Origin of the sequence: Pseudomonas sp. SLFW, assembly GCF_009905615.1 — a bacterium.
GTDB lineage: Bacteria > Pseudomonadota > Gammaproteobacteria > Pseudomonadales > Pseudomonadaceae > Aquipseudomonas > Aquipseudomonas bambusae.
The window spans coordinates 60,144-80,847 of record NZ_JAAAKW010000009.1 but is presented as its reverse complement, the minus strand read 5'-3'; the positions used below and the strand labels follow the sequence as shown (position 1 = coordinate 80,847).

Sequence of the window (20,704 nt, the reverse complement as noted above, 5' to 3'; positions counted from 1 at the left end):
GCCCGCCTGGTTGAATGGGCGGGCGGTGAACAAACCTGTGGGAGCGAATTCATTCGCGAGAGGCCGGCGCAGGCGACACATCTACTTCGCCTGAACCATCTTTCGCGAATAAATTCGCTCCCACAGTGGCCTGGTGCTCGGCCTCCAATTGCGGAACTCCGAAGGACTGGGCTGCTTAGAGATCGCCCAACGCATCAATCAGCGCCTGATTCTGCTCAGGCGTGCCGATTGAAATACGCAGGAACTGCGCGATACGTTCTTGCTTGAAGTGACGAACGATTACGCCCTGCTCACGCACCTTGGCCGCAAGGCCCGCCGCGTCGTGTTTCGGGTGACGGGCGAAGATGAAGTTCGCCGCCGATGGCAGTACTTCAAACCCTTTGCCTTCCAGCTGCCCAATCAGCTTCTCGCGACTGGCAATGACCAGATTGCAGGTCTTCTCGAAGTATTCCCGATCATCGAACGCAGCCGCCGCGCCAACGATAGCCATGCGATCCAGCGGGTAGGAATTGAAGCTGTTCTTCACCCGCTCCAGCGCTTCGATCAAGTCCGGATGCCCCACTGCCAGACCGACCCGCAGGCCCGCCAGCGAGCGGGATTTGGACAAGGTCTGGGTTACCAGCAGGTTCGGATAACGGTCCACCAGAGTGATGGCCGTTTCGCCGCCGAAGTCGATATACGCCTCATCGACGATCACCACCGAATCCGGGCTGGCTTTCAGGATGCTTTCGACAGCGTCTAGAGGCATCAGGCAGCCCGTCGGGGCGTTGGGGTTCGGGAAGATAATCCCGCCATTCGGACGGGCGTAGTCTTCGACGCGAATCTGGAACTGCTCGTCCAATGGCACGGCCTCGTACTCGACGCCATACAGGCCGCAGTACACCGGGTAGAAGCTGTAGCTGATGTCCGGGAACAGCAGCGGCTTCTCTTGCAGAAAGAACGCGTGATACGCGTGGGCCAGCACCTCATCGGAGCCATTGCCGAGGAAGACGCGGTTCGTCTCCACGCCGTAATAACGGGCAACCGATTGCTTCAGCAGGTCGCCGTTCGGATCGGGATACAGACGCAGGTCGTCGTTGACTTCGGCACGCATCGCTTCAATCGCTTTGGGCGACGGGCCGTAGGGGTTTTCGTTGGTGTTCAGCTTCACCAGCTTGGTCAGCTTGGGTTGTTCGCCCGGCACGTAAGGCACGAGGTCGCGAACGAGAGGACTCCAGAACTTGCTCATGCTCACTTGCCTTCTTGTTGGTTGTCGACGATCCGGTATTCGGCGCTGCGGGCGTGGGCGGTCAGCGACTCACCCCGCGCCAGCACCGAAGCGGTCTTGCCCAATTCCGATGCGCCCTGCTCCGAGCAGAAGATGATCGAGGAGCGTTTCTGAAAGTCGTAGACGCCCAGTGGCGACGAAAACCGCGCAGTGCCGGAGGTCGGCAAGACGTGGTTTGGCCCCGCGCAGTAATCGCCCAACGCTTCGGAGGTGTGGCGGCCCATGAAGATGGCGCCTGCGTGACGGATCTGCGGCAGCCAGGCTTCAGGGTCTGCCACCGACAGCTCCAAGTGTTCCGGCGCGATGCGGTTGGCAACTTCGATGGCCTGAGCCATGTCAGCCACTTTGATCAGTGCGCCCCGGCCGTTGATCGAGGTGTTGATAATTTCCGCCCGCTCCATGGTCGGCATCAGTTTTGCGATGCTGGCAGCGACCTGGTCGAGAAATGCCTCGTCCGGGCTGACCAGAATCGCCTGAGCGTCCTCGTCGTGTTCAGCTTGGGAGAACAGGTCCATGGCGATCCAGTCCGGATCGGTCTGACCGTCGCACACCACGAGGATTTCCGAAGGGCCGGCAATCATGTCGATGCCGACCTGGCCGAATACATGGCGCTTGGCCGTGGCGACATAGATGTTGCCGGGACCGACCACCTTGTCCACCTGCGGAACGCTTTCGGTGCCGTAAGCCAGTGCCGCGACTGCCTGGGCGCCGCCGATGGTGAACACGCGGTCCACACCGGCGATGCAGGCCGCCGCCAATACCAGTTCGTTGATCTCTCCACGAGGGGTGGGCACGACCATCACCACTTCACCGACGCCCGCCACTTTCGCCGGAATCGCGTTCATCAACACCGAGGACGGGTAGGACGCCTTGCCGCCTGGCACGTAAAGACCGGCGCGGTCCAGTGGCGTCACTTTCTGGCCCAGCACGGTGCCGTCGGCCTCGGTGTAGCTCCAGGAGTCCTGCTTCTGACGCTCGTGGTAATTGCGCACGCGGTCAGCGGCTTTCTCCAGCGCCTGGCGTTGAGCGGGGGTAATGCGGGTCAGCGCCAGTTCCAGTCGCTCGCGAGGCAGGATGAGGTCAGCCATGGACGCCACTTCCAACCCGTCGAAACGCTGGGTGTATTCCACCAATGCCGCATCGCCGCGCTCGCGCACGTTCTTGATGATGTCCAGCACACGCTGATTGACCGAATCGTCAGACACGCTTTCCCAGCTCAGCAGATGATCCAGATGTCGAGCGAAATCCGGGTCAGCAGCGTCGAGTCGGCGAATGGTGTTAGAAGTGGTCATAGCGTGAGCCTCTATAAATGGCGTTTTCACAGGAGCCTGATGCGAAGGCAGGAGCCTAAGCTACCAAGCCATCCGCGCAGGCACCTGAGAAATTTGGCTATGACACGGATAGCTGGGCGCGACGTTGTGTAACGTCACGCGAAACAGTCAGCCGCGGTGTCGCGACTCCACTGCAGTACGAAGTGTGTCGATCAGCGACTGGATGCAGGCGTGTTGCATCTTCATCGATGCCTTGTTGACCACCAGACGTGAACTGATATGGGCAATCAGTTCCTGAGGCTCAAGGCCGTTGGCACGCAGCGTATTGCCGGTGTCGACGACATCGATGATCTTGTCGGCCAGACCCACCAGCGGCGCCAGCTCCATCGAGCCGTACAGCTTGATGATGTCGACCTGACGGCCCTGCTCGGCGTAGTAACGCTTGGCGACGTTGACGAACTTGGTCGCCACACGCAGACGGCCTTTGGGCTCGCCCGCGCCGACAGCACCTGCAGTCATCAGCTTGCACTGGGCGATTTGCAGGTCCAGCGGCTCATAAAGCCCCTGGCCGCCGTATTCCATCAGAACGTCCTTGCCCGCCACACCCAGGTCTGCCGCACCATGCTCAACGTAGGTCGGCACGTCCGTCGCGCGTACGATCAACAGGCGCACATCGTCCTGCGTCGTAGGAATGATCAGCTTGCGGCTCTTGTCCGGATTCTCGGTCGGCACGATGCCCGCAGCAGCGAGAAGCGGCAGGGTGTCGTCAAGGATTCGGCCCTTGGACAGTGCGATGGTCAACATGGGAAACGTCAGTCCTTATCAGCATGCGCATGTCGGGTCGCAATGGGCGCCCGGCAACCTTCGAGTCGCGACAGCTGGACTCGAAGTGAAACGATTCAAAAGGTCAAACTTTCAAACGGCGGCCCCGTTGCCCGGTGAGTCCGGGCAACGGAACCCCGAGGACTGCTAGCCCGGTACGCGACGGATTTTCGCGCCCAGCATTTGCAGCTTCTCTTCGATGCACTCGTAACCACGGTCTATGTGGTAGATGCGGTCGATCAGCGTATCGCCCTCGGCCACCAGCGCCGACAGCACGAGGCTGGCCGAAGCACGCAGGTCGGTCGCCATCACAGGCGCGCCTTTGAGTTTCTCGCAGCCGGTGACGATGGCGGTATTGCCTTCGACCTGGATCTGCGCGCCCATGCGGTGCATTTCATACACGTGCATGAAGCGGTTTTCGAAGATGGTCTCGATGATCGCGCCCGTGCCTTCGGCAATGGCGTTCAGCGAAATAAACTGCGCTTGCATGTCGGTCGGGAATGCCGGATACGGCGCGGTGCGCAGGTTCACGGCCTTCGGACGCTTGCCATGCATGTTCAGCTCGATCCAGTCGGCACCGGTCGTGATTTCAGCACCGGACTCACGCAGCTTTTCAAGAACAGCTTCGAGAATGGTCGGATCGGTGTCCTTGACCTTGACGCGGCCACCGGTCACGGCAGCGGCGACCAGGTAGGTGCCGGTTTCGATACGGTCAGGCATGACGCGATAGGTCGCCTTGCCCAGACGCTCGACGCCATCGATGGTGATTGTATCGGTGCCAGCGCCGGAGACCTTGCCGCCCATAGCGTTGATGAAGTTTGCCAGGTCGACGACTTCAGGCTCGCGAGCGGCGTTTTGCAGCACGCTGCGGCCACGGGCCAGGGCAGCGGCCATCATTATGTTCTCGGTACCGGTCACGCTGACGGTATCGAAGAAGAAGTGGGCACCACGCAAGCCGCCTTCAGGCGCCTTGGCCTTGATGTAGCCGCCTTCGACTTCAATGACCGCACCCATGGCTTCGAGGCCGCGGATGTGCAGGTCAACCGGACGCGAACCGATGGCGCAACCGCCTGGCAGCGCCACCTCGGCCTCGCCAAAACGGGCAACCATCGGGCCCAGCACCAGAATCGACGCACGCATGGTTTTCACCAGTTCGTAGGGCGCGATCAGGGTCTTGATGGTGCGAGGATCGATCTCGACGCTGAGCTTCTCGTCAATGATCGGCTCGATGCCCATGCGACCGAACAACTCGATCATGGTGGTGATGTCGTGCAGGTGCGGCAGGTTCTGAACGGTGACTGGCCCATCGGCCAGCAGCGTTGCAGCAAGAATCGGCAGGGCAGAGTTCTTCGCCCCGGAAATGCGGATTTCGCCATCAAGACGAACGCCGCCAGTAATAATCAGTTTGTCCATTAGGATCTCGACGCCAGTTTGGCTCAGGTGCGCTCGGCCCATGCAGCGCGGCTGAAGAATTTCATGGTGACCGCGTGGATGCTGCCATCGGCGATCCACGGGTTCAAATGCGTGTAGATCTGCTGCTGGCGCTTGACTGGACTCAGTGTAGCCAGTTCATCGCTGATCACGTTCAACTGGAAGTTGCAGCCTTCGCCTTCAACTTCGACCTGGATCTCTGGCAGCTTACCTTCAAGGAAGCTTTTAACTTCTACGGCCTGCATGCTTAACCTCAATCGGCGCTCTACGCGCGCGGGTCGGCCATCATACAAAAAAGCCCTCTCGTTGCGAACCCTGCTGTGCAGGTGCCGGACGAGGGGCTTGATCGACGACAGCCTTCAGTGTTGTTCGAACAGTTCGGTCAGACCCGATACCTGTGCAATCTCTCTCATATCTTCAGGCAATGCACGCACGCTCACCGTTTTGCCGGCCGCCTGCCCATCGCGCATGAACGCCAGCAGCAAGGCCAGGCCCACGCTGCTGGATTTTTCCACCGCCGAGCAATCCAGCACCAGTGTCGGCGCATCGCTGGCTTTGATCAGCTCGGCACCTTGCTCGCGCAGGGCCGGGCCGGTGCGGTAGTCCAGCACACCGAACAGCTTCAGTTCGCCGCCACCGACGGCGGTGACACATGCATCACTCATTTGACGACCTTGTCAGGCGAGTTTTCGGTCTCCTGCTTGGCCTTGGCGACTTCACCAGCCCAACCGTTGATGGTCTTGTCCAGATTGTTGCCGTTGCGCTGCATGGCGTCAGCGAACTGATCCCGGAACAGCTTGCCAATGTTGATGCCGTTGATGATCACGTTACGCAACTTCCATTCGCCGCCGACCTTCTCCAGTGTGTACTGCACGGGATAAACCGCGCCGTTGGTGCCCTTGACGGTCATACCGACGCTGGTCCGATCACCTGACTCATCTTTCGGCGGGTCAACCGCGATACCTTGGTTGTTGTATTCCAGCAGGGCATTGCCGTAGAACTGAAACAACCCCCTTTTGAAATTGTCCGCGAAGGTTTGCATCTGCGCTGGCGTAGCGTTGCGCGAATACTTGACGGTCATGATGCTCCTGGAAATACCTTCGGCATCGACCACCGGGCCCACGATGGTGTTCAGCGCGCTATAAAACGCGCTGGGGTCCTGCTTGTACTTTTCTTTATTGGCACTCAGGTCGGCCAGCATCTTGTTGGTCGTGTCCTGCACCAGATCGTGCGCGGAGCCCGCCGCATTGGCGATCAAGGGCAGCGCTGCAAGCAGTACCAACAGGCCACGTCGCAAGTTAGAGATCATGAACAGCTTCCTCATTTGGCGTCTTTATTGACCGTATTAAGCAGGAATTTACCGATCAGGTCTTCGAGTACCAGCGACGACTGGGTGTCATGAATCGTGCCGCCATCCTTCAACAACTGGTCATCACCACCCACGCTGATGCCGACGTATTTCTCGCCCAGCAAGCCAGCGGTCAGGATGGACGCAGTGGAGTCCGAAGGCAGGTTGTTCACCCGCTTATCCACGTCCATGGTCACGCGCGCCGCGAAAGTATCGTGGTCCAGATCGATTGCAGTGACCTTGCCGATAGTCACACCGGCCATGGTCACCTTCGCTCTGACAGTCAAACCGGCGATATTGTCGAAATTTGCATAAAGTTTATAACTGTCGTTGGTCGTGCTGGCGCTCAGACCGCTGACGCGCAGGGCGAGCAAGAGCAAAGCCAGAATTCCGGCCAGCAGGAACAGGCCGACACCGGTTTCGAGGGTGCGGTTTTGCATCAGAAGTCTCCAAACATCAAGGCGGTCAAAATAAAGTCCAGGCCCAGTACGGCCAATGAGGCGTAGACCACGGTCTTGGTCGTGGCGCGACTGATCCCCTCTGAAGTGGGTTCGCAGTCATAACCTTGGAACACGGCGATCCAGGTGACCACAAAGGCGAAGACGACGCTTTTGATGACACCGTTGATTACATCGTTCGGGAAGGAAACGCTGTTCTGCATATTCGCCCAGAAGGAGCCTTCATAGACGCCCAGCCAGTCAACGGCGACCCATGAGCCGCCCCAGATGCCGACCACGCTGAAGATGATGGCCAACACCGGCAACGAAATGAAACCGGCCCACAAGCGAGGCGCGGCAATGTATTTCAGCGGATCGACGCCGATCATTTCCAGGCTGGACAACTGCTCTGTGGACTTCATGTTGCCGATTTCGGCGGTCAACGCTGAACCCGCACGGCCAGCAAACAGCAACGCTGTGACGACCGGGCCCAGCTCACGCAGCAACGTCAAGGCAACCATCTGCCCCACGGCCTGTTCGGAACCGTACTTGGCGAGAATGCTGAACCCCTGCAGCGCGAGCACCATGCCGATGAAAATGCCGGACACGACGATGATCGCCAGCGACATGACACCGACCGAATACAACTGGCGAACCAACAATTGAAAACCGCCGCCGATTCCGCCTCGCCCCAACAAGGCATGAACCAGAAAAATCCCCGAACGCCCCAACACTGCAACAATATCGATCGCGGAGCGCCCCATCAGGCGAACACGATCCATCAATGACTTTCTGCGCATCAGCGCTTCCCCAAAAGATCTTCGCGATAATCCGGTGCCGGATAGTGGAAAGGCACGGGGCCGTCTGGATCCCCTGTCATGAATTGCCGAATGCGCGGGTTATCCGACTGCATCAGTTCCTGCGGCGTACCTTGCCCCAGCACCTGCCCGTCACCGACGACATAGAGATAGTCAGCGATACTCGCCGTCTCGGCCAGGTCGTGAGAGACCACCACACTGGTGATGCCCAATGCATCGTTGAGCAGGCGGATCAGGCGCACCAGGACGCCCATGGCAATCGGGTCCTGCCCGACAAAGGGCTCGTCGTACATGAGAATCTGAGGATCGAGCGCAATTGCCCGGGCCAGCGCGACCCGACGCTTCATGCCGCCAGACAGCTCATCGGGCATCAACTCGACGGCGCCGCGCAGCCCGACCGCCTGCAGTTTGAGCAGCACGATGTCGCGAATCATGTCTTCTGGTAGCTTGGTGTGCACTCGGAGCGGGAACGCAACGTTCTCGAAGACATCGAGGTCGGTAAACAGCGCGCCACTCTGGAACAGCACGCCCATCTGCTTGCGCGCATCGAAGAGATCGCTGCGTGACAGCTTCGGCAGGTTCTGGCCATTGACCCAGACTTCGCCGCTGCTCGGACGCAGTTGTGCGCCCATCAGGCGCAGCAAAGTGGTCTTGCCACTGCCCGACGGCCCCATGATGCCGGTGACTTTGCCCCGGGGAATGCGGATATCGACATTATTGAAGATGCTGCGCGAGCCGCGCTTGAAGGACACTCCCTTCAATTCGACCGCGTAGGCGTTATCGGCGCTCATCTAAACTCCTTGCGATACAGCCTGTCTCTCAGATGCCGCGTCCTTGACGAACGACACACTGTCTGGAGGGGCCGAACAAGCGGCGAACTATAACACCGCTGTCGAACGCCGCCAAAGCTCCAACACGGCAAGTCGTTAATAGGGACAGATATTTCAGACCCGGAGGAATTTTCCTGCACCGCCAACACACCTTTGCTGAACGAGAACTGACGGACCGCAAGCTTCTATTAAACAAACAGCGACGATGAAGCGTGAGGGTTTTCAACATTGTCGCTATAATCCCCGCCTTTTCACCCGACCGACCCTATTCTTGACATGACCAACGCCCGCGACCTGATTCAATCTGCCCAGTGCACCATCCGCCTCGAAATCGAGGCCGTCGAAGGTCTGCTGGCACATATCGATGCGGATTTCGTAAGCGCTTGCGAGATGATTCTCGCGAGCCAGGGCCGCGTGGTCGTGGTCGGGATGGGCAAGTCCGGCCACATTGGCAAAAAGATCGCGGCCACACTGGCCAGCACAGGCACCCCGTCGTTCTTCGTCCATCCTGCCGAAGCCAGCCACGGTGACATGGGCATGATCACCAGCGCGGACATCATTCTCGCGCTGTCCAACTCGGGCACCACCGCAGAGATCGTGACGCTGTTGCCCTTGATCAAACGCCTGGGCATCAAGCTCATCAGCCTGACCGGCAACCCCGAGTCGACGCTGGCGAAGGCGGCGGACGTCAACCTCAATGCCCGAGTCGAAAAAGAAGCCTGTCCACTCAACCTGGCGCCCACCTCCTCGACCACCGCTGCATTGGTCATGGGCGATGCGCTGGCCGTGGCCCTGCTGGATGCGCGCGGTTTCACGGCTGAAGATTTCGCATTCTCGCACCCCGGTGGCGCGCTGGGTCGCCGCCTGCTGCTCAAGGTCGAGCACGTCATGCACACTGAGGCCGAACTTCCGAAAGTCGCCCGCGGCACGCCATTGCGTGATTCGCTGATGGAAATGACCCGCAAGGGCCTGGGCATGACCGCCATTGTCGAAGCCGATGGCCGACTGGCAGGGATCTTCACCGACGGCGATTTGCGCCGGACCCTGGACCGCGACATCGACATCCGCCAAGCGACCATCGATGACGTCATGACCGTTCACGGTAAAACCGTCCGTGCCGACATGCTGGCAGCCGAAGCGCTGAAAATCATGGAAGACAACAAGATCAGTGCGCTGATCGTTGTCGACGGGAACGACTACCCGGTGGGTGCGTTCAACCTTCAGGATCTGCTGCGTGCGGGAGTGATGTAAATGAGCGCCGACAACCTCAACAACAGCGAATTGATGCAGCGCGGCAAAGGCATCAAGCTGGCCGTCTTCGATGTCGATGGCGTGCTGACCGATGGCCGACTGTATTTTCTGGAAGATGGCAGCGAGTTCAAGACCTTCAATACCCTCGATGGCCAGGGTATCAAGATGCTGATCAACTCGGGGGTGATCACCGCTATCATCAGCGGCCGCAAGACGCCGGTGGTCGAACGCCGCGCCAAAAACCTGGGCATCGCGCATCTTTATCAGGGACGCGAAGACAAACTGGTGGTGCTCGACGAGCTTTTGCAGCAACTGAACCTAAGCTACGAACAGGTCGCCTATCTGGGTGATGACCTGCCTGACCTGCCGGTGATCCGCCGTGTCGGTCTGGGCATGGCTGTGGCCAATGCCGCTGGATTTGTCCGCCAGCATGCGCATGGCACGACCCAGGCACGAGGCGGCGAAGGCGCCGCCCGGGAATTCTGCGAGTTGATCCTGACAGCTCAGGGCAACCTCGAAGCGGCCCACGCCGCCTACTTATAGAAGTGCATTTATGCTGAGCAAAAGAATTCGTACGTTCCTGATCTTCGGTGTGCTGGCGGTACTGCTTGCAGCGGCCGGCTATTGGAACATCAGCCCGGAAAGCTTCATGGATCAACCCAAAGCGGCCGTGGATGAGAACGCCATCGATTATTACGCGATGAACGCGCACAGCATCCAGTACCTGCCGGATGGGTCAATGCAATATGACATGACCGCCGACAAGGTCGAGCACCTCAAGGCCACCGACGTAACCCTGATGACGACCCCGGTTTTGCAGATGTTTCGCGGATCGGAGTTTCCCTGGCACGTGCAGAGCGTGCGCGCCGAAGTGTCGCCAGGAGGCGATCATGTCGAGCTGATCGACAAGGTTCGCATCAACCGCACGGACGAAAAGAACCGCACCACGATCATCACCAGCACCCGCATGACGGTCTTCCCTCAGAAGCAATATGCGGAAACCGCGCAACCCGTTAGAATCGACGGTTTCAACGGTGTGAGCACCGGTACGGGTATGAAAGCCTATCTAAAAGAAAGCAGGATACACCTGCTATCGAACGCAAGAGGACAGTATGAGGCTCCTTAAAACCCTCCCTATTTTGCTTGGCCTGGGCGCAGCACTGGGAAGCGTGAGCGCCTGGGCTCTGCCGAACGATCAGGATCAGCCCATCCGTGTTCAAGCCGATGACGCCCAACTGGACGACAAGCAAGGCATCGCCACCTACACCGGTAACGTGATCATCACCCAGGGTTCGATGAAGGTTACCGGCAACAAGGTGACCATGACTCGCACCCCTGCTGGTGATATCGATGTCGTGACCTCTGTCGGCAACCTTGCGTATTTCGAGCAACTGCAGACCGCCGGCGACCCGAAACCCGTGCAGGGCTGGGGCGTGACGATCCAGTACCATGCGCCGCAAAACCGCATCGTATTGATCGACAAGGCCAAGGTAGTCGACAAGGACAACAACGTGACTCAGGGCGAGAAGATCGTCTATGACACGGTGAGAAAACTTGCCAGCGCTGGCCGCGCCACCGGCAGTAAGGTGACCGAAGCGCGTCCTCGCGTCGACATGGTGATCCAGCCGAAAAAGAAAACCGACCAGCAGAAGGCCCCTTAATGGCAACGCTGAAAGCCCAACACTTGGCCAAGGCTTACAAAAGCCGCCAAGTCGTACGTGACGTCAGCCTGTCCATCGACAGCGGCCAGATCGTCGGTCTCCTGGGCCCTAACGGCGCAGGCAAGACAACGTGCTTCTACATGATCGTCGGCCTGGTTCAGGCCGATCAGGGCCGCGTGCTGATCGACGACCAGGACGTGAGCCACCAGCCGATGCATGGCCGTGCTCGCGCCGGTATCGGCTATCTGCCGCAGGAAGCGTCGATCTTCCGCAAGCTGTCGGTGTCGGACAACATCATGGCGATCCTCGAGACCCGCAAGGAGCTCGATCGCGCAGGACGCCGCAAAGAGCTGGAAAGCTTGCTGCAGGAGTTCCATATCACACACATCCGCGACAACCTCGGGATGAGCCTGTCCGGTGGTGAACGCCGCCGAGTGGAAATCGCACGCGCACTGGCGACGTCGCCGAAATTCATTCTGCTGGACGAACCCTTCGCGGGCGTCGACCCCATCTCCGTGGGCGATATCAAGCAGATCATCTACCATCTCAAGGCGAAGGGTATCGGCGTTCTGATCACCGACCACAACGTCCGTGAGACACTCGACATCTGCGAAACGGCTTACATCGTCAACGATGGGCAACTGATTGCAGAAGGCGATTCCGAAACCATCCTGGCCAACCAGTTGGTCAAGGAAGTGTATCTCGGTCACGAGTTCCGCCTGTAAACCACGCAATGGCAAGGGGTTGGTCGGCGAACGCAGCATACGCCTCATCACCAACCTCGCATAAATTGTCATTACACCCTAGGCAAACACTCCGGGTTCAGGCATATAATTTGCTTAAGTTGGCGCCTCGGCGCCCCTAGTAGTGGATGGCGCGCATGTGCGCCGGCGAATAAGGTGTTAAGCCCCTGCCATGAAACCTTCGCTAGTCTTGAGAATGGGCCAGCAGCTGACGATGACACCGCAGCTGCAACAGGCCATCCGCTTACTCCAACTGTCGACGCTGGATCTCCAACAGGAAATTCAGGAGGCACTGGAGTCCAATCCGATGCTGGAGCGCCAGGAAGAAGGTGACGATTTGGATAATGCCGACCCCATGGCCGACAATATCGAGCAAAAGCCCAACCCTGACGTACAGGAACCGACCTACCAGGAATCCGCACCCACCGTCGACAATCTCGAAGACGGCGAATGGAGCGAAAGCGAGCGTATCCCCAACGAACTGCCCGTCGATACGGCCTGGGAGGATGTCTACCAGACCAGCGCCAGCAGCCTGCCCAGCAATGACGATGACGAGTGGGATTTCACCACGCGCACGTCGGCGGGCGAGAGCTTGCAAAGCCATCTGCTTTGGCAACTGAACCTGGCACCGATGTCGGATACCGATCGTTTGATCGCCGTCACGCTGATCGACTGCATCAACAATCAGGGTTACCTCGACGAATCCCTGGAAGAGCTGCTGGACGCCTTCGACCCGGAACTCGACATCGAGCTGGACGAAATCGAAGCCGTGCTGCACCGCATTCAGCAATTCGAGCCGGCGGGCGTCGGCGCCCGCACGCTTGGCGAGTGCTTGTTGCTGCAACTGCGCCAGCTTCCGGCCAAGACCAAATGGCTGGCGGAAGCCCAGCGACTGGTCAGCGATTACATCGACCTGCTCGGCAGCCGTGACTACGCGCAACTGATGCGGCGCATGAAGATCAAGGAAGATGATCTGCGCCAGGTCATCGAACTGGTCCAGAGCCTCAACCCACGCCCTGGCTCGCAGATCGAATCCACCGAAGCCGAATACGTAGTGCCGGACGTCATCGTGCGTAAGCACAATGAGCGCTGGCTGGTCGAGCTCAATCAGGAAGCCGTTCCCCGCCTTCGGGTGAATCCGCAATACGCCGGTTTCGTGCGCCGCGCGGACACAAGCGCCGACAACACCTTCATGCGCAACCAGTTGCAAGAAGCCCGCTGGTTCATCAAAAGCCTGCAAAGCCGTAACGAAACCCTGATGAAAGTGGCGACCCAAATCGTCGAGCATCAGCGGGGCTTTCTGGAGTATGGCGACGAGGCGATGAAGCCGTTGGTGCTGCACGACATCGCTGAGGCGGTGGGCATGCACGAATCGACGATTTCCCGTGTCACCACGCAGAAATTCATGCATACACCCCGTGGTATCTACGAACTGAAGTATTTCTTTTCCAGCCACGTCAGCACCTCCGAAGGCGGCGAATGCTCGTCCACTGCCATTCGCGCAATCATCAAAAAACTGGTTGCCGCGGAAAATCAGAAAAAGCCGTTGAGTGACAGCAAGATCGCTGGTTTACTGGAGGCACAAGGCATTCAAGTGGCCCGTCGCACAGTCGCCAAGTACCGCGAGTCCTTAGGAATCGCGCCGTCCAGCGAACGCAAGCGACTGATGTAAAGGTCACAAGCCACAGCGTTCCAGTGGCAGGCAACTCAGCCTGCCTCTTAATGCACTGGCAACGAAGGAGAAGCTGTATGCAAGTCAACATCAGTGGACACCAACTGGAAGTGACCAAGCCCCTGCGCGAATACATCGAGCTGAAGCTGAAAAAGCTCGAAGGGCATTTTGACAAGATTACGAACGTGCAGGTGACGATGGCCGTCGAGAAGCTCAAACAGAAGATCGAGGCCACCCTGCATATCCACGGTGGAGAGGTCGTTGCCAATGCCGAACATGATGACATGTACGCGGCGATCGACCTGCTCACTGACAAGCTCGACAGACAATTGCTCAAGCATAAGGAAAAGCAGCAAAGCATCCTCAAAGGTGCGGCGGCTCGCTGACACTCCCCATCCATGATCCGACTTGAAAATATCCTGACCCCTGGCCGGTCCCTCGTGAACGTGCCAGGCGGCAGTAAAAAAGCCGTTCTCGAAGAGATTGCCAAACTGATCGGGCAACAAGTGCCCGAATTCGACTGGCAAACCGTCTACGAAAGCCTTATCGCCCGTGAAAAACTCGGTTCCACCGGGTTTGGCAATGGCATCGCGATCCCCCATTGCCGCCTGAAAGGCTGCGCGGCGCCTGTGAGCGCGGTGCTGCACCTGGAACGCCCGGTGGATTTCGACGCCATCGACGGCGCGCCTGTGGATCTGCTGTTCGTGCTGCTCGTCCCGGAAGCGGCCACCGACGCCCACCTCGAACTTCTGCGTCAGATCGCCAGCATGCTTGACCGCGCGGACGTGCGCGCCAGCCTGCGTGGTGCCAAGAGCAGCGAAGAGCTTTACAACGTCGTGCTCAACGTCCAGAACGGTCACTGATCATGCGCATGATCATCGTCAGCGGTCGCTCCGGCTCCGGCAAGAGCACGGCCCTCGATGTTCTCGAAGACAGCGGTTTCTACTGCGTCGATAACCTGCCGGCAGGCCTGCTCCCGGAGCTTGCCGAGCGCGCACTGATCAATACCGAACTCGCCGAGCCGTTGTTAGCGGTCTCTATTGATGCCCGGAACGTGCCCAGCCACCTGACCCGTTTTCCGCGAATGCTCGAAGAGGTCCGCGCTCGCCACATTCAGTGCGACGTGCTGTTCCTCGACGCTGAAGAGTCCACACTGCTCAAGCGCTTTTCTGAAACGCGCCGCCGCCATCCGCTGAGCAATGCCACGCGCTCGCTGGCCGAAGCGATTCGAGATGAAAAAACCTTACTGGGGCCGATCATCGACCTGGCCGATCTGACCATCGATACGACCCACCTGAATCTTTATCAGTTGCGCGACACGCTGAAGCTGCGCCTGCTGAACAAACCCGAACCCGGCACCGCTTTCCTTATTGAATCCTTTGGCTTCAAACGCGGCATGCCCGTGGACGCGGATCTGGTGTTCGACGTGCGCTGCCTGCCCAACCCCTACTGGAAACCCGAACTGCGCGAGCAATCAGGGCTCGACCAGCCGGTGGCGGACTATCTGGCGGCGCAACCCGATGTCGAAGAGATGTTTCAGGACATCTCGTCATACCTGACCAAGTGGCTGCCGCGCTTCGCTGCCAGCAACCGCGCCTACGTTACCATTGCCATTGGCTGCACCGGCGGACACCACCGCTCCGTCTACCTGACCGAACGTTTGGGTCAGGTCCTGCAACAATCGCTCAAGAATGTTCAGGTTCGCCACCGCGACCTAAGCTAAGGACCCCCAACGCGATGCCCGCTCACCAAATCACCATCATCAACAAGCTGGGCCTGCACGCCCGCGCTGCCGCCAAATTCGTCGGCGTTGCCGGCAAGTACCCCTGCCAGATCCGCGTGGGCCGCACTCCAGACAGCATGGTCGATGGTAAAAGCATCATGGCCGTCATGATGCTGGCCGCAGGCAAAGGCACCGAAATACACCTGCTGACAGAAGGCGACGACGAACACGCCGCGCTGGAAGGTTTGATCGAACTGATCAACAACAAGTTTGATGAAGGGGAATGAGGGTTGGTCGACCTTCGCCGAATTCCTTATTCCCGAAACACAGCCCGACGGTAAGCCGGGCTTCTCAGGATCGAGCGCTACCCCTTCCGTTTCGCACCTGAACACTGCAGGCAATCACTTCCGGACTTTTGGATTCTCGCCGGACTTGATCAATCCCCCCGAAGCATCTTTAATCCAACGCTTTGAAGCACCACGTCCCGACCCATTCACCTTCAAGCATGGACCGGCTTGGACAGACTGCTAACGCCTGCATCAACGGGCATCAATAGCTGAATTGCTGACAGAGCTGATCGATGACATTCACCCCCACCTCGGTGCACAGAGCCTGGTCTCGCCCGGAAAAAATGCTGATGTCCGGCAGTGTACTGGCGGTGGTGGCGATTTTGATGATCGTGGCCTCGTTGCTGATTCGCGAGCACGGAAGCGCCACCGAGAGCGCCGTGCAGTCGGCCAATAACGTGGTGCAGCTGATCGACGCGGACGTGCAGCGTAATGCCGAGCTGTACGACACGTCGCTGCAAGGCATGATTGCGACCTGGCAAGACCCTGAAGTCATTGCACTAGCGCCTCAACTTCGTCAGTTGGTCATTTTCGATCGCTCGACCGCAGCGCCGTATAAAGGCGATCTGGTGATTCTGGACGAAACCGGTGACATCGTGGCGGACTCGCTGTCCGTCATCCCCCGAGAAGACAATTTTTCTGACCGCCCCGTTTTTCAGCAGCACCGCGAGAGCGCTTCGACGGCCATGAGAGTGGGCGGTCCGTTCAAGGCACGCTGGGGCTTCAAGGACTGGTGCATCAGTTTCAGCCGCCGCCTCCCCTCGCCCGATGGACGATTCATCGGCATCGCCAGCGCATCGATGCGGTTGACGTACTTCAACCAACTGTTTCGTGGGCTGGACATCGGCAAAGGAAGCACCGTCAATTTGATCAGCGCAGACGGCATATTGCTGGCCCGACAAGCCGAGCAACCCGACAAATACGCAATTGGCCGGGACTTCAGCGGGCTTCCCAACTTTCAGCGAATCCTCAAGACAAACAGCGGAAGCTTCACGGCCGTATCGGACCTGGACGGAACAACTCGGCTGTACACGTTCTCACGCGTGGGCGACTTGCCGCTGATCGTCATCGTGGCCCAATCGAAAGACGTGGTGTACGCCGTCTGGAAACGCAACGCGGCGCTGGTGGCGGGCGCGACGAGCCTTTTGTGCCTGGGCATCCTGTGGCTGTCGTACCTGTTGGGTAAACAGTTGAAGCTGCGACACCTCGCAGAACGGGAGCTGGCTGAGCTGGCCTCGACGGACGGCCTGACAGGGCTGGCAAACCGGCGGAGACTGGATCAGGTATTTCGACAGGAGTGGTCCAGAGGCATGCGCTCCGGCAAGCCGTTGTCATTGCTGATGATTGATGTCGACCACTTCAAGGCATTCAACGACCGGCACGGCCATCACGGTGGCGACGTCGCGTTGCGCAACGTGGCCCAAACCCTGGCCAATGCAATTCGTAGACCCGGTGATCTGGCGGCGCGCTATGGCGGCGAGGAGTTTTTGGTGGTTTTACCGGAAACAGATTTGCAGGGCGCCAGAATCATCGCCGAAAAAATCAGAGTTGCGATTGAATCGCTCCCGCCCTATGCCGGAGACAGGCATTCCGTCACCGTCAGCATTGGTATCGCCTCGCGCCAGCCCAATGCGGGCGACAAGCAGGCGCAACTGTTCAGTGATGCTGACGAAGCGCTCTACCGGGCGAAGCACAATGGCCGTAACCGCACTGAGTTCAACTCGTCTCCCAAAACGGCATAAAAAACGCCAGACACGTCTGGCGTTTTTCGAATCAGAGGAGCGAGCCCGAAACGGGCTCAGCTACGCTGATCAGCTTGCTCTGCGAACGGTATCACGCAGCGCTTTGACTTTATCGTGGTTTGCCTGGACGCCTGGCAGCTGACGCTGGATCAGGGTCACTACGTTAGCAGGCAGGTTTTTCTCGACCGCTTTTTGCGAAGCTTCTTTGTACGCTTTCAGGGCGTGGTCTTCACCGCGCTCTACTTCGTTCAATACAGCCTCATCGCTTTTGCCGGTCACGGCCGCTTTCAGCTCAACCCACAGACGATGCGCTGCACCTGCGGCGCTGGAGGATTTGTCTGGATCGCCGCCCAGTGCACGGACTTCGGCTTGAAGTTCACGTACAGACGTCGCGCACTCGGTGGAACGGGAAAGGAAATACGCCTTGATTTCTGGGTTCTTGACGTCTTCAGCAGCGGTGTGAAAACCTTTCTCGCCGTCAATGCTGGTCTCGATCAGATCATTGAGTACCGAGATCGCTTCTTTATTGATATCCGTCATTTTGCAGTTCCTTTCTGGCAGGTTAATCGAAGAGTTGATATTTCTACACTCGATAACTTAAATATTGCAGAGCTCGTGCCAGCTTTTTAAAACAAAATAAACCCTTATTTATCAAGAAGTTATATTTATCAAGACACAGACCGTTCTCTCTTTTTGCATGATCAGTTCGTTTGCACGTATGCAAAATGCACGTACCTTAGTAGTTCACACGGAAAGACCAACGGCGGTGTTATGAATCCCGAGAAACTCAAACTTCTGGTCACCCGTGAAATGCCCTACGGCAAGTACAAGGGGCGATTGCTGGCGGACCTGCCGGGTGACTACCTTAACTGGTTCGCGCGCAAAGGCTTTCCCAGCGGTGAACTTGGCAGCCTGCTGGCACTGATGCATGAGATTGACCACAACGGGCTGTCCGCCCTGCTCGATCCACTGCGCACCAAACCCCGGGAGCCTCTGCGAGAAAGCCCACTAAAAACACCGATCCGGTTTTCCTGACCCCTCGACGAGATGAACGACGCGATGACCCCTGCCCAATCCGTTGCACAGCACCGCGCCCAGGACGAAGCTTTTTGGCGCGATATCGCCCGCCAATACGATGTGGAGCCGGGGCCGATTAACTTCGAACATGGCTACTTCGGGCGCATGACCCGCGAAGTGCTGCGCACGTACGAGCAGCATCTGGCGTACGTGAACCGCAGCAATTCGGTCTATGTCCGACAGCGCTTCGACACTGAGGACAGCGAGACCCTCCGCGCCGATCTGGCTCAGCTGCTGGACGTGCCGAGCCGCGAAATCGCCCTGACCCGCTGCGCTTCGGAGTCACTGCAAACCCTGATCCGCAACTACAACGGCCTACAGCCGGGGGATCAGGTGCTGATCAGCGATCTGGACTACAACAGCGTGCAAACGGCCATACGCTGGCTGGTAAAGCATCGCGGGGTCGAAGTGATCGAGATTCGGCATGCTCACCCGGCCAGCTATGAATCCCTCGTCAATGCCTATCGCGACGCCTTCGCGAACCACCCACGACTCAAGCTGATGGCATTGACCCACATGACGCACCGCACGGGACTGGTCATGCCTGTTGAGCCCATTGCTGCGCTGGCCAAGGCGCAAAACATCGATGTGATTCTGGACGGTGCTCACGCCTTGGGACAACTGGACTTCAAGCTGGACGAACTCGGCGTGGCGTTTGCCGGGTTCAACCTGCAGAAGTGGATGGGGGCGCCGTTGAGCCTGGGTTTCATTTATGTGAAACAGGAACGATTGTCTGCCATCGACCCCGACATGGGCGACGAGCGTTACGCCGTCGATGACATTTTGGGGCGGGTGCCGTATGGCACGCCGAACATTCCCGCGTTGCTGACGCTGACCAAGGTCTTCGAAGAACACCGAGCCATAGGCGGGTCTGCCGTCAAAGGCGCACGCCTGGCCTATCTGCGGGACCTGTGGGTTCGCGAAGTGCGAGATGTGCCGGGAATCGAAGTGCTGACACCGGATGATCCACGGCTGTACTGCGGGATTACGTCATTGCGCTTTACACGCCATCAAGATCAGTCGCTCATGACGCAGCGCCTGCTCGACGAACATGGCGTTTTCGTGGTGGCCAGAACCGGTTCCGCCTGCGGCCCATGCATTCGGATCACCCCCGGCTTTGTGACCTCCGCCGACGATGTGGCAAAGTTGGTCGTTGCATTGCGCGCTTTGGCCTGAGTCCACCAGCGCTTTCAGACGGGCAAAAAAAAGCGGCGACCGTGGATAAGGCGGCGCCGCAAACACTTTAATGGAACATCTTTATACCAGGGACGGCAAAGATACGCGCTCAGACCGAGTCTCGTGCGATACATATGTAGTGCACATAAAGAAAAATCGGTGATCTCTCTCCTCGCTCCTTCTCAAATCAACGCTATGGCTGGAGTCGCGGTGCATGCGGCCCGGCTTTCTACGTTCGCAGCGCGCAAAAAAAACGGCGTTCCGGACCAAGGGAACACCGTTAAACAGCCATGCAACAACGACTTCTGTAGCAGCGCCCGGCGCTCGAATCCAATCATCTGAGACGATTAAACCAGCCACCTCATGAACGGGAGCTGTCGAAGATCAAGCATGGGGCGCTTAACGCAGGTTTCAGTCGAACAACGCAATCGCTTCGGCGGTCGCCTCAGTGATGCGGCCCCAGTCGCCGTTCTTGACCCACGCGTTGTCGATCATCCAGGTGCCGCCGACGCACATCACGTTAGGCAACGCCATGTAGTTCTTCAGGTTGGCGGCGCTGACGCCGCCAGTCGGGCAGAAACGCACTTCCGGGAACGGACCGCCCAGCGCCTTGATCGCGCCGACGCCGCCGCTGATCTCGGCCGGAAACAGCTTGAAGCGGCGGTAGCCCAAGGCATAACCGATCATGATCTCCGACGCGCTGCTGATGCCAGGCAGCAACGGCAATTCGCTTTGCGCGCCTGCTTCCAGCAGATCCTGAGTGCTGCCTGGGGTCACGATGAACTGCGAGCCCGCCTCTTCCGCTGCTTTGAGCATGTGACGGTCGAGGATCGTGCCCGCACCGACGCACAGTTCAGGTCGTGCGTCGCGCAGAATACGAATCGCCTTGAGGCCGAATTCCGAACGCAGGGTGATTTCCAGCGCGTTCAGGCCGCCTGCCGCCAGCGCATCGGCCAGCGGCAGCACGTCCTGTTCGCGTGCAATGGTGATGACCGGCAGAATCTTCGCTTTCGCGCAGAGTTCATCGATCTGGGCAATCTTGCTCGCCATGCTATTCAACGGCTGTTTCACTTGGGTATTTTCCATGG

General features: G+C 58.7%; 25 protein-coding genes. 13 read left to right on the top strand and 12 right to left on the bottom strand.

Features of this window, described 5'->3' with window-relative positions:
• Positions 1–175: 175 nt before the first annotated feature.
• From hisC to GVN17_RS17145, 10 genes are all read right to left on the bottom strand, one after another.
• The gene (gene hisC / locus GVN17_RS17190; protein WP_166596453.1) at positions 176–1,228 is read right to left on the bottom strand and encodes a histidinol-phosphate transaminase; all 1,053 of its coding nucleotides are present in this window, start codon (positions 1,226–1,228) and stop codon (positions 176–178) included.
• Positions 1,229–1,230: 2 nt separating this feature from the next.
• Positions 1,231–2,559, bottom strand: coding sequence for a histidinol dehydrogenase (hisD, locus tag GVN17_RS17185; protein ID WP_166596452.1), 1,329 nt, complete (start codon positions 2,557–2,559; stop codon positions 1,231–1,233).
• Between the two features lie 147 nt (positions 2,560–2,706).
• The gene (gene hisG / locus GVN17_RS17180) at positions 2,707–3,342 is read right to left on the bottom strand and encodes an ATP phosphoribosyltransferase (protein WP_166596451.1); all 636 of its coding nucleotides are present in this window, start codon (positions 3,340–3,342) and stop codon (positions 2,707–2,709) included.
• 165 nt (positions 3,343–3,507) lie between these two features.
• A complete protein-coding gene (gene murA / locus GVN17_RS17175) occupies positions 3,508–4,773 on the bottom strand; it encodes a UDP-N-acetylglucosamine 1-carboxyvinyltransferase (protein ID WP_166596450.1) in 1,266 nt (421 codons plus the stop codon).
• Between the two features lie 23 nt (positions 4,774–4,796).
• Entirely contained in the window at positions 4,797–5,036 is a 240-nt protein-coding gene (locus GVN17_RS17170) for a BolA family protein (protein WP_062384295.1), read from the bottom strand.
• Positions 5,037–5,150: 114 nt separating this feature from the next.
• Positions 5,151–5,456 carry a lipid asymmetry maintenance protein MlaB gene (locus tag GVN17_RS17165; protein ID WP_166596449.1) on the bottom strand — a complete coding sequence of 102 codons (306 nt, stop codon included), beginning with the start codon at positions 5,454–5,456 and terminating at the stop codon, positions 5,151–5,153.
• Complete coding sequence (locus tag GVN17_RS17160) at positions 5,453–6,100, bottom strand: phospholipid-binding protein MlaC (RefSeq protein ID WP_166596448.1); 648 nt, start codon at positions 6,098–6,100, stop codon at positions 5,453–5,455. Before GVN17_RS17160 ends, GVN17_RS17165 begins: the two co-directional genes overlap by 4 nt.
• 11 nt (positions 6,101–6,111) lie before the next feature.
• Complete coding sequence (mlaD, locus tag GVN17_RS17155) at positions 6,112–6,579, bottom strand: outer membrane lipid asymmetry maintenance protein MlaD (RefSeq protein WP_166596447.1); 468 nt, start codon at positions 6,577–6,579, stop codon at positions 6,112–6,114.
• Positions 6,579–7,376 carry a lipid asymmetry maintenance ABC transporter permease subunit MlaE gene (gene mlaE, locus GVN17_RS17150; protein WP_166596446.1) on the bottom strand — a complete coding sequence of 266 codons (798 nt, stop codon included), beginning with the start codon at positions 7,374–7,376 and terminating at the stop codon, positions 6,579–6,581. Before mlaE ends, mlaD begins: the two co-directional genes overlap by 1 nt.
• The gene (locus GVN17_RS17145; RefSeq protein WP_166596445.1) at positions 7,376–8,185 is read right to left on the bottom strand and encodes an ATP-binding cassette domain-containing protein; all 810 of its coding nucleotides are present in this window, start codon (positions 8,183–8,185) and stop codon (positions 7,376–7,378) included. Before GVN17_RS17145 ends, mlaE begins: the two co-directional genes overlap by 1 nt.
• A 315-nt stretch (positions 8,186–8,500) precedes the next feature.
• On the opposite strand from GVN17_RS17145, the gene GVN17_RS17140 reads away from it, so the two are divergent.
• The 11 genes from GVN17_RS17140 (at position 8,501) to GVN17_RS17090 (ending at position 17,363) form a co-directional block, all read left to right on the top strand.
• The gene (locus GVN17_RS17140) at positions 8,501–9,475 is read left to right on the top strand and encodes a KpsF/GutQ family sugar-phosphate isomerase (RefSeq protein WP_166596444.1); all 975 of its coding nucleotides are present in this window, start codon (positions 8,501–8,503) and stop codon (positions 9,473–9,475) included.
• A gap of 33 nt (positions 9,476–9,508) precedes the next feature.
• Positions 9,509–10,018 (top strand): HAD family hydrolase, encoded by a 510-nt coding sequence (locus GVN17_RS17135; RefSeq protein ID WP_166596592.1) that lies wholly within the window; start codon positions 9,509–9,511, stop codon positions 10,016–10,018.
• Positions 10,019–10,028: 10 nt separating this feature from the next.
• Positions 10,029–10,601 carry an LPS export ABC transporter periplasmic protein LptC gene (gene lptC / locus GVN17_RS17130; protein ID WP_166596443.1) on the top strand — a complete coding sequence of 191 codons (573 nt, stop codon included), beginning with the start codon at positions 10,029–10,031 and terminating at the stop codon, positions 10,599–10,601.
• Positions 10,588–11,136 (top strand): lipopolysaccharide transport periplasmic protein LptA, encoded by a 549-nt coding sequence (lptA, locus tag GVN17_RS17125; protein WP_166596442.1) that lies wholly within the window; start codon positions 10,588–10,590, stop codon positions 11,134–11,136. Before lptC ends, lptA begins: the two co-directional genes overlap by 14 nt.
• Positions 11,136–11,861 (top strand): LPS export ABC transporter ATP-binding protein, encoded by a 726-nt coding sequence (gene lptB, locus GVN17_RS17120; protein ID WP_166596441.1) that lies wholly within the window; start codon positions 11,136–11,138, stop codon positions 11,859–11,861. Before lptA ends, lptB begins: the two co-directional genes overlap by 1 nt.
• 190 nt (positions 11,862–12,051) lie before the next feature.
• A complete protein-coding gene (locus GVN17_RS17115) occupies positions 12,052–13,551 on the top strand; it encodes an RNA polymerase factor sigma-54 (protein WP_166596440.1) in 1,500 nt (499 codons plus the stop codon).
• Between the two features lie 77 nt (positions 13,552–13,628).
• On the top strand, positions 13,629–13,937 hold the full coding sequence (hpf, locus tag GVN17_RS17110) for a ribosome hibernation-promoting factor, HPF/YfiA family (protein WP_062384329.1): 309 nt from the start codon (positions 13,629–13,631) through the stop codon (positions 13,935–13,937).
• A 12-nt stretch (positions 13,938–13,949) separates the two neighbouring features.
• The gene (gene ptsN / locus GVN17_RS17105) at positions 13,950–14,414 is read left to right on the top strand and encodes a PTS IIA-like nitrogen regulatory protein PtsN (RefSeq protein WP_166596439.1); all 465 of its coding nucleotides are present in this window, start codon (positions 13,950–13,952) and stop codon (positions 14,412–14,414) included.
• A 2-nt stretch (positions 14,415–14,416) separates the two neighbouring features.
• Positions 14,417–15,274, top strand: a complete 858-nt coding sequence (rapZ, locus tag GVN17_RS17100) for an RNase adapter RapZ (protein WP_166596438.1) — start codon at positions 14,417–14,419, stop codon at positions 15,272–15,274.
• 14 nt (positions 15,275–15,288) lie between these two features.
• On the top strand, positions 15,289–15,561 hold the full coding sequence (locus GVN17_RS17095; protein ID WP_166596437.1) for an HPr family phosphocarrier protein: 273 nt from the start codon (positions 15,289–15,291) through the stop codon (positions 15,559–15,561).
• A 293-nt stretch (positions 15,562–15,854) separates the two neighbouring features.
• On the top strand, positions 15,855–17,363 hold the full coding sequence (locus tag GVN17_RS17090) for a sensor domain-containing diguanylate cyclase (RefSeq protein ID WP_256665285.1): 1,509 nt from the start codon (positions 15,855–15,857) through the stop codon (positions 17,361–17,363).
• A gap of 69 nt (positions 17,364–17,432) precedes the next feature.
• On the opposite strand, the gene GVN17_RS17085 is transcribed toward GVN17_RS17090, so the two are convergent.
• The gene (locus GVN17_RS17085) at positions 17,433–17,903 is read right to left on the bottom strand and encodes a PA2169 family four-helix-bundle protein (RefSeq protein ID WP_166596436.1); all 471 of its coding nucleotides are present in this window, start codon (positions 17,901–17,903) and stop codon (positions 17,433–17,435) included.
• Between the two features lie 231 nt (positions 17,904–18,134).
• Between GVN17_RS17085 and GVN17_RS17080 the strand changes: the two genes are divergently transcribed.
• Both GVN17_RS17080 and GVN17_RS17075 read left to right on the top strand, forming a co-directional pair.
• Positions 18,135–18,398: a DUF3820 family protein gene (locus tag GVN17_RS17080; RefSeq protein ID WP_166596435.1), complete on the top strand. Its 264-nt coding sequence runs from the start codon at positions 18,135–18,137 to the stop codon at positions 18,396–18,398.
• Between the two features lie 24 nt (positions 18,399–18,422).
• Entirely contained in the window at positions 18,423–19,616 is a 1,194-nt protein-coding gene (locus GVN17_RS17075) for an aminotransferase class V-fold PLP-dependent enzyme (protein ID WP_166596434.1), read from the top strand.
• Positions 19,617–20,027: 411 nt separating this feature from the next.
• On the opposite strand, the gene GVN17_RS17070 is transcribed toward GVN17_RS17075, so the two are convergent.
• A complete protein-coding gene (locus GVN17_RS17070; protein ID WP_166596433.1) occupies positions 20,028–20,702 on the bottom strand; it encodes a bifunctional 4-hydroxy-2-oxoglutarate aldolase/2-dehydro-3-deoxy-phosphogluconate aldolase in 675 nt (224 codons plus the stop codon).
• Positions 20,703–20,704 lie beyond the last annotated feature (2 nt).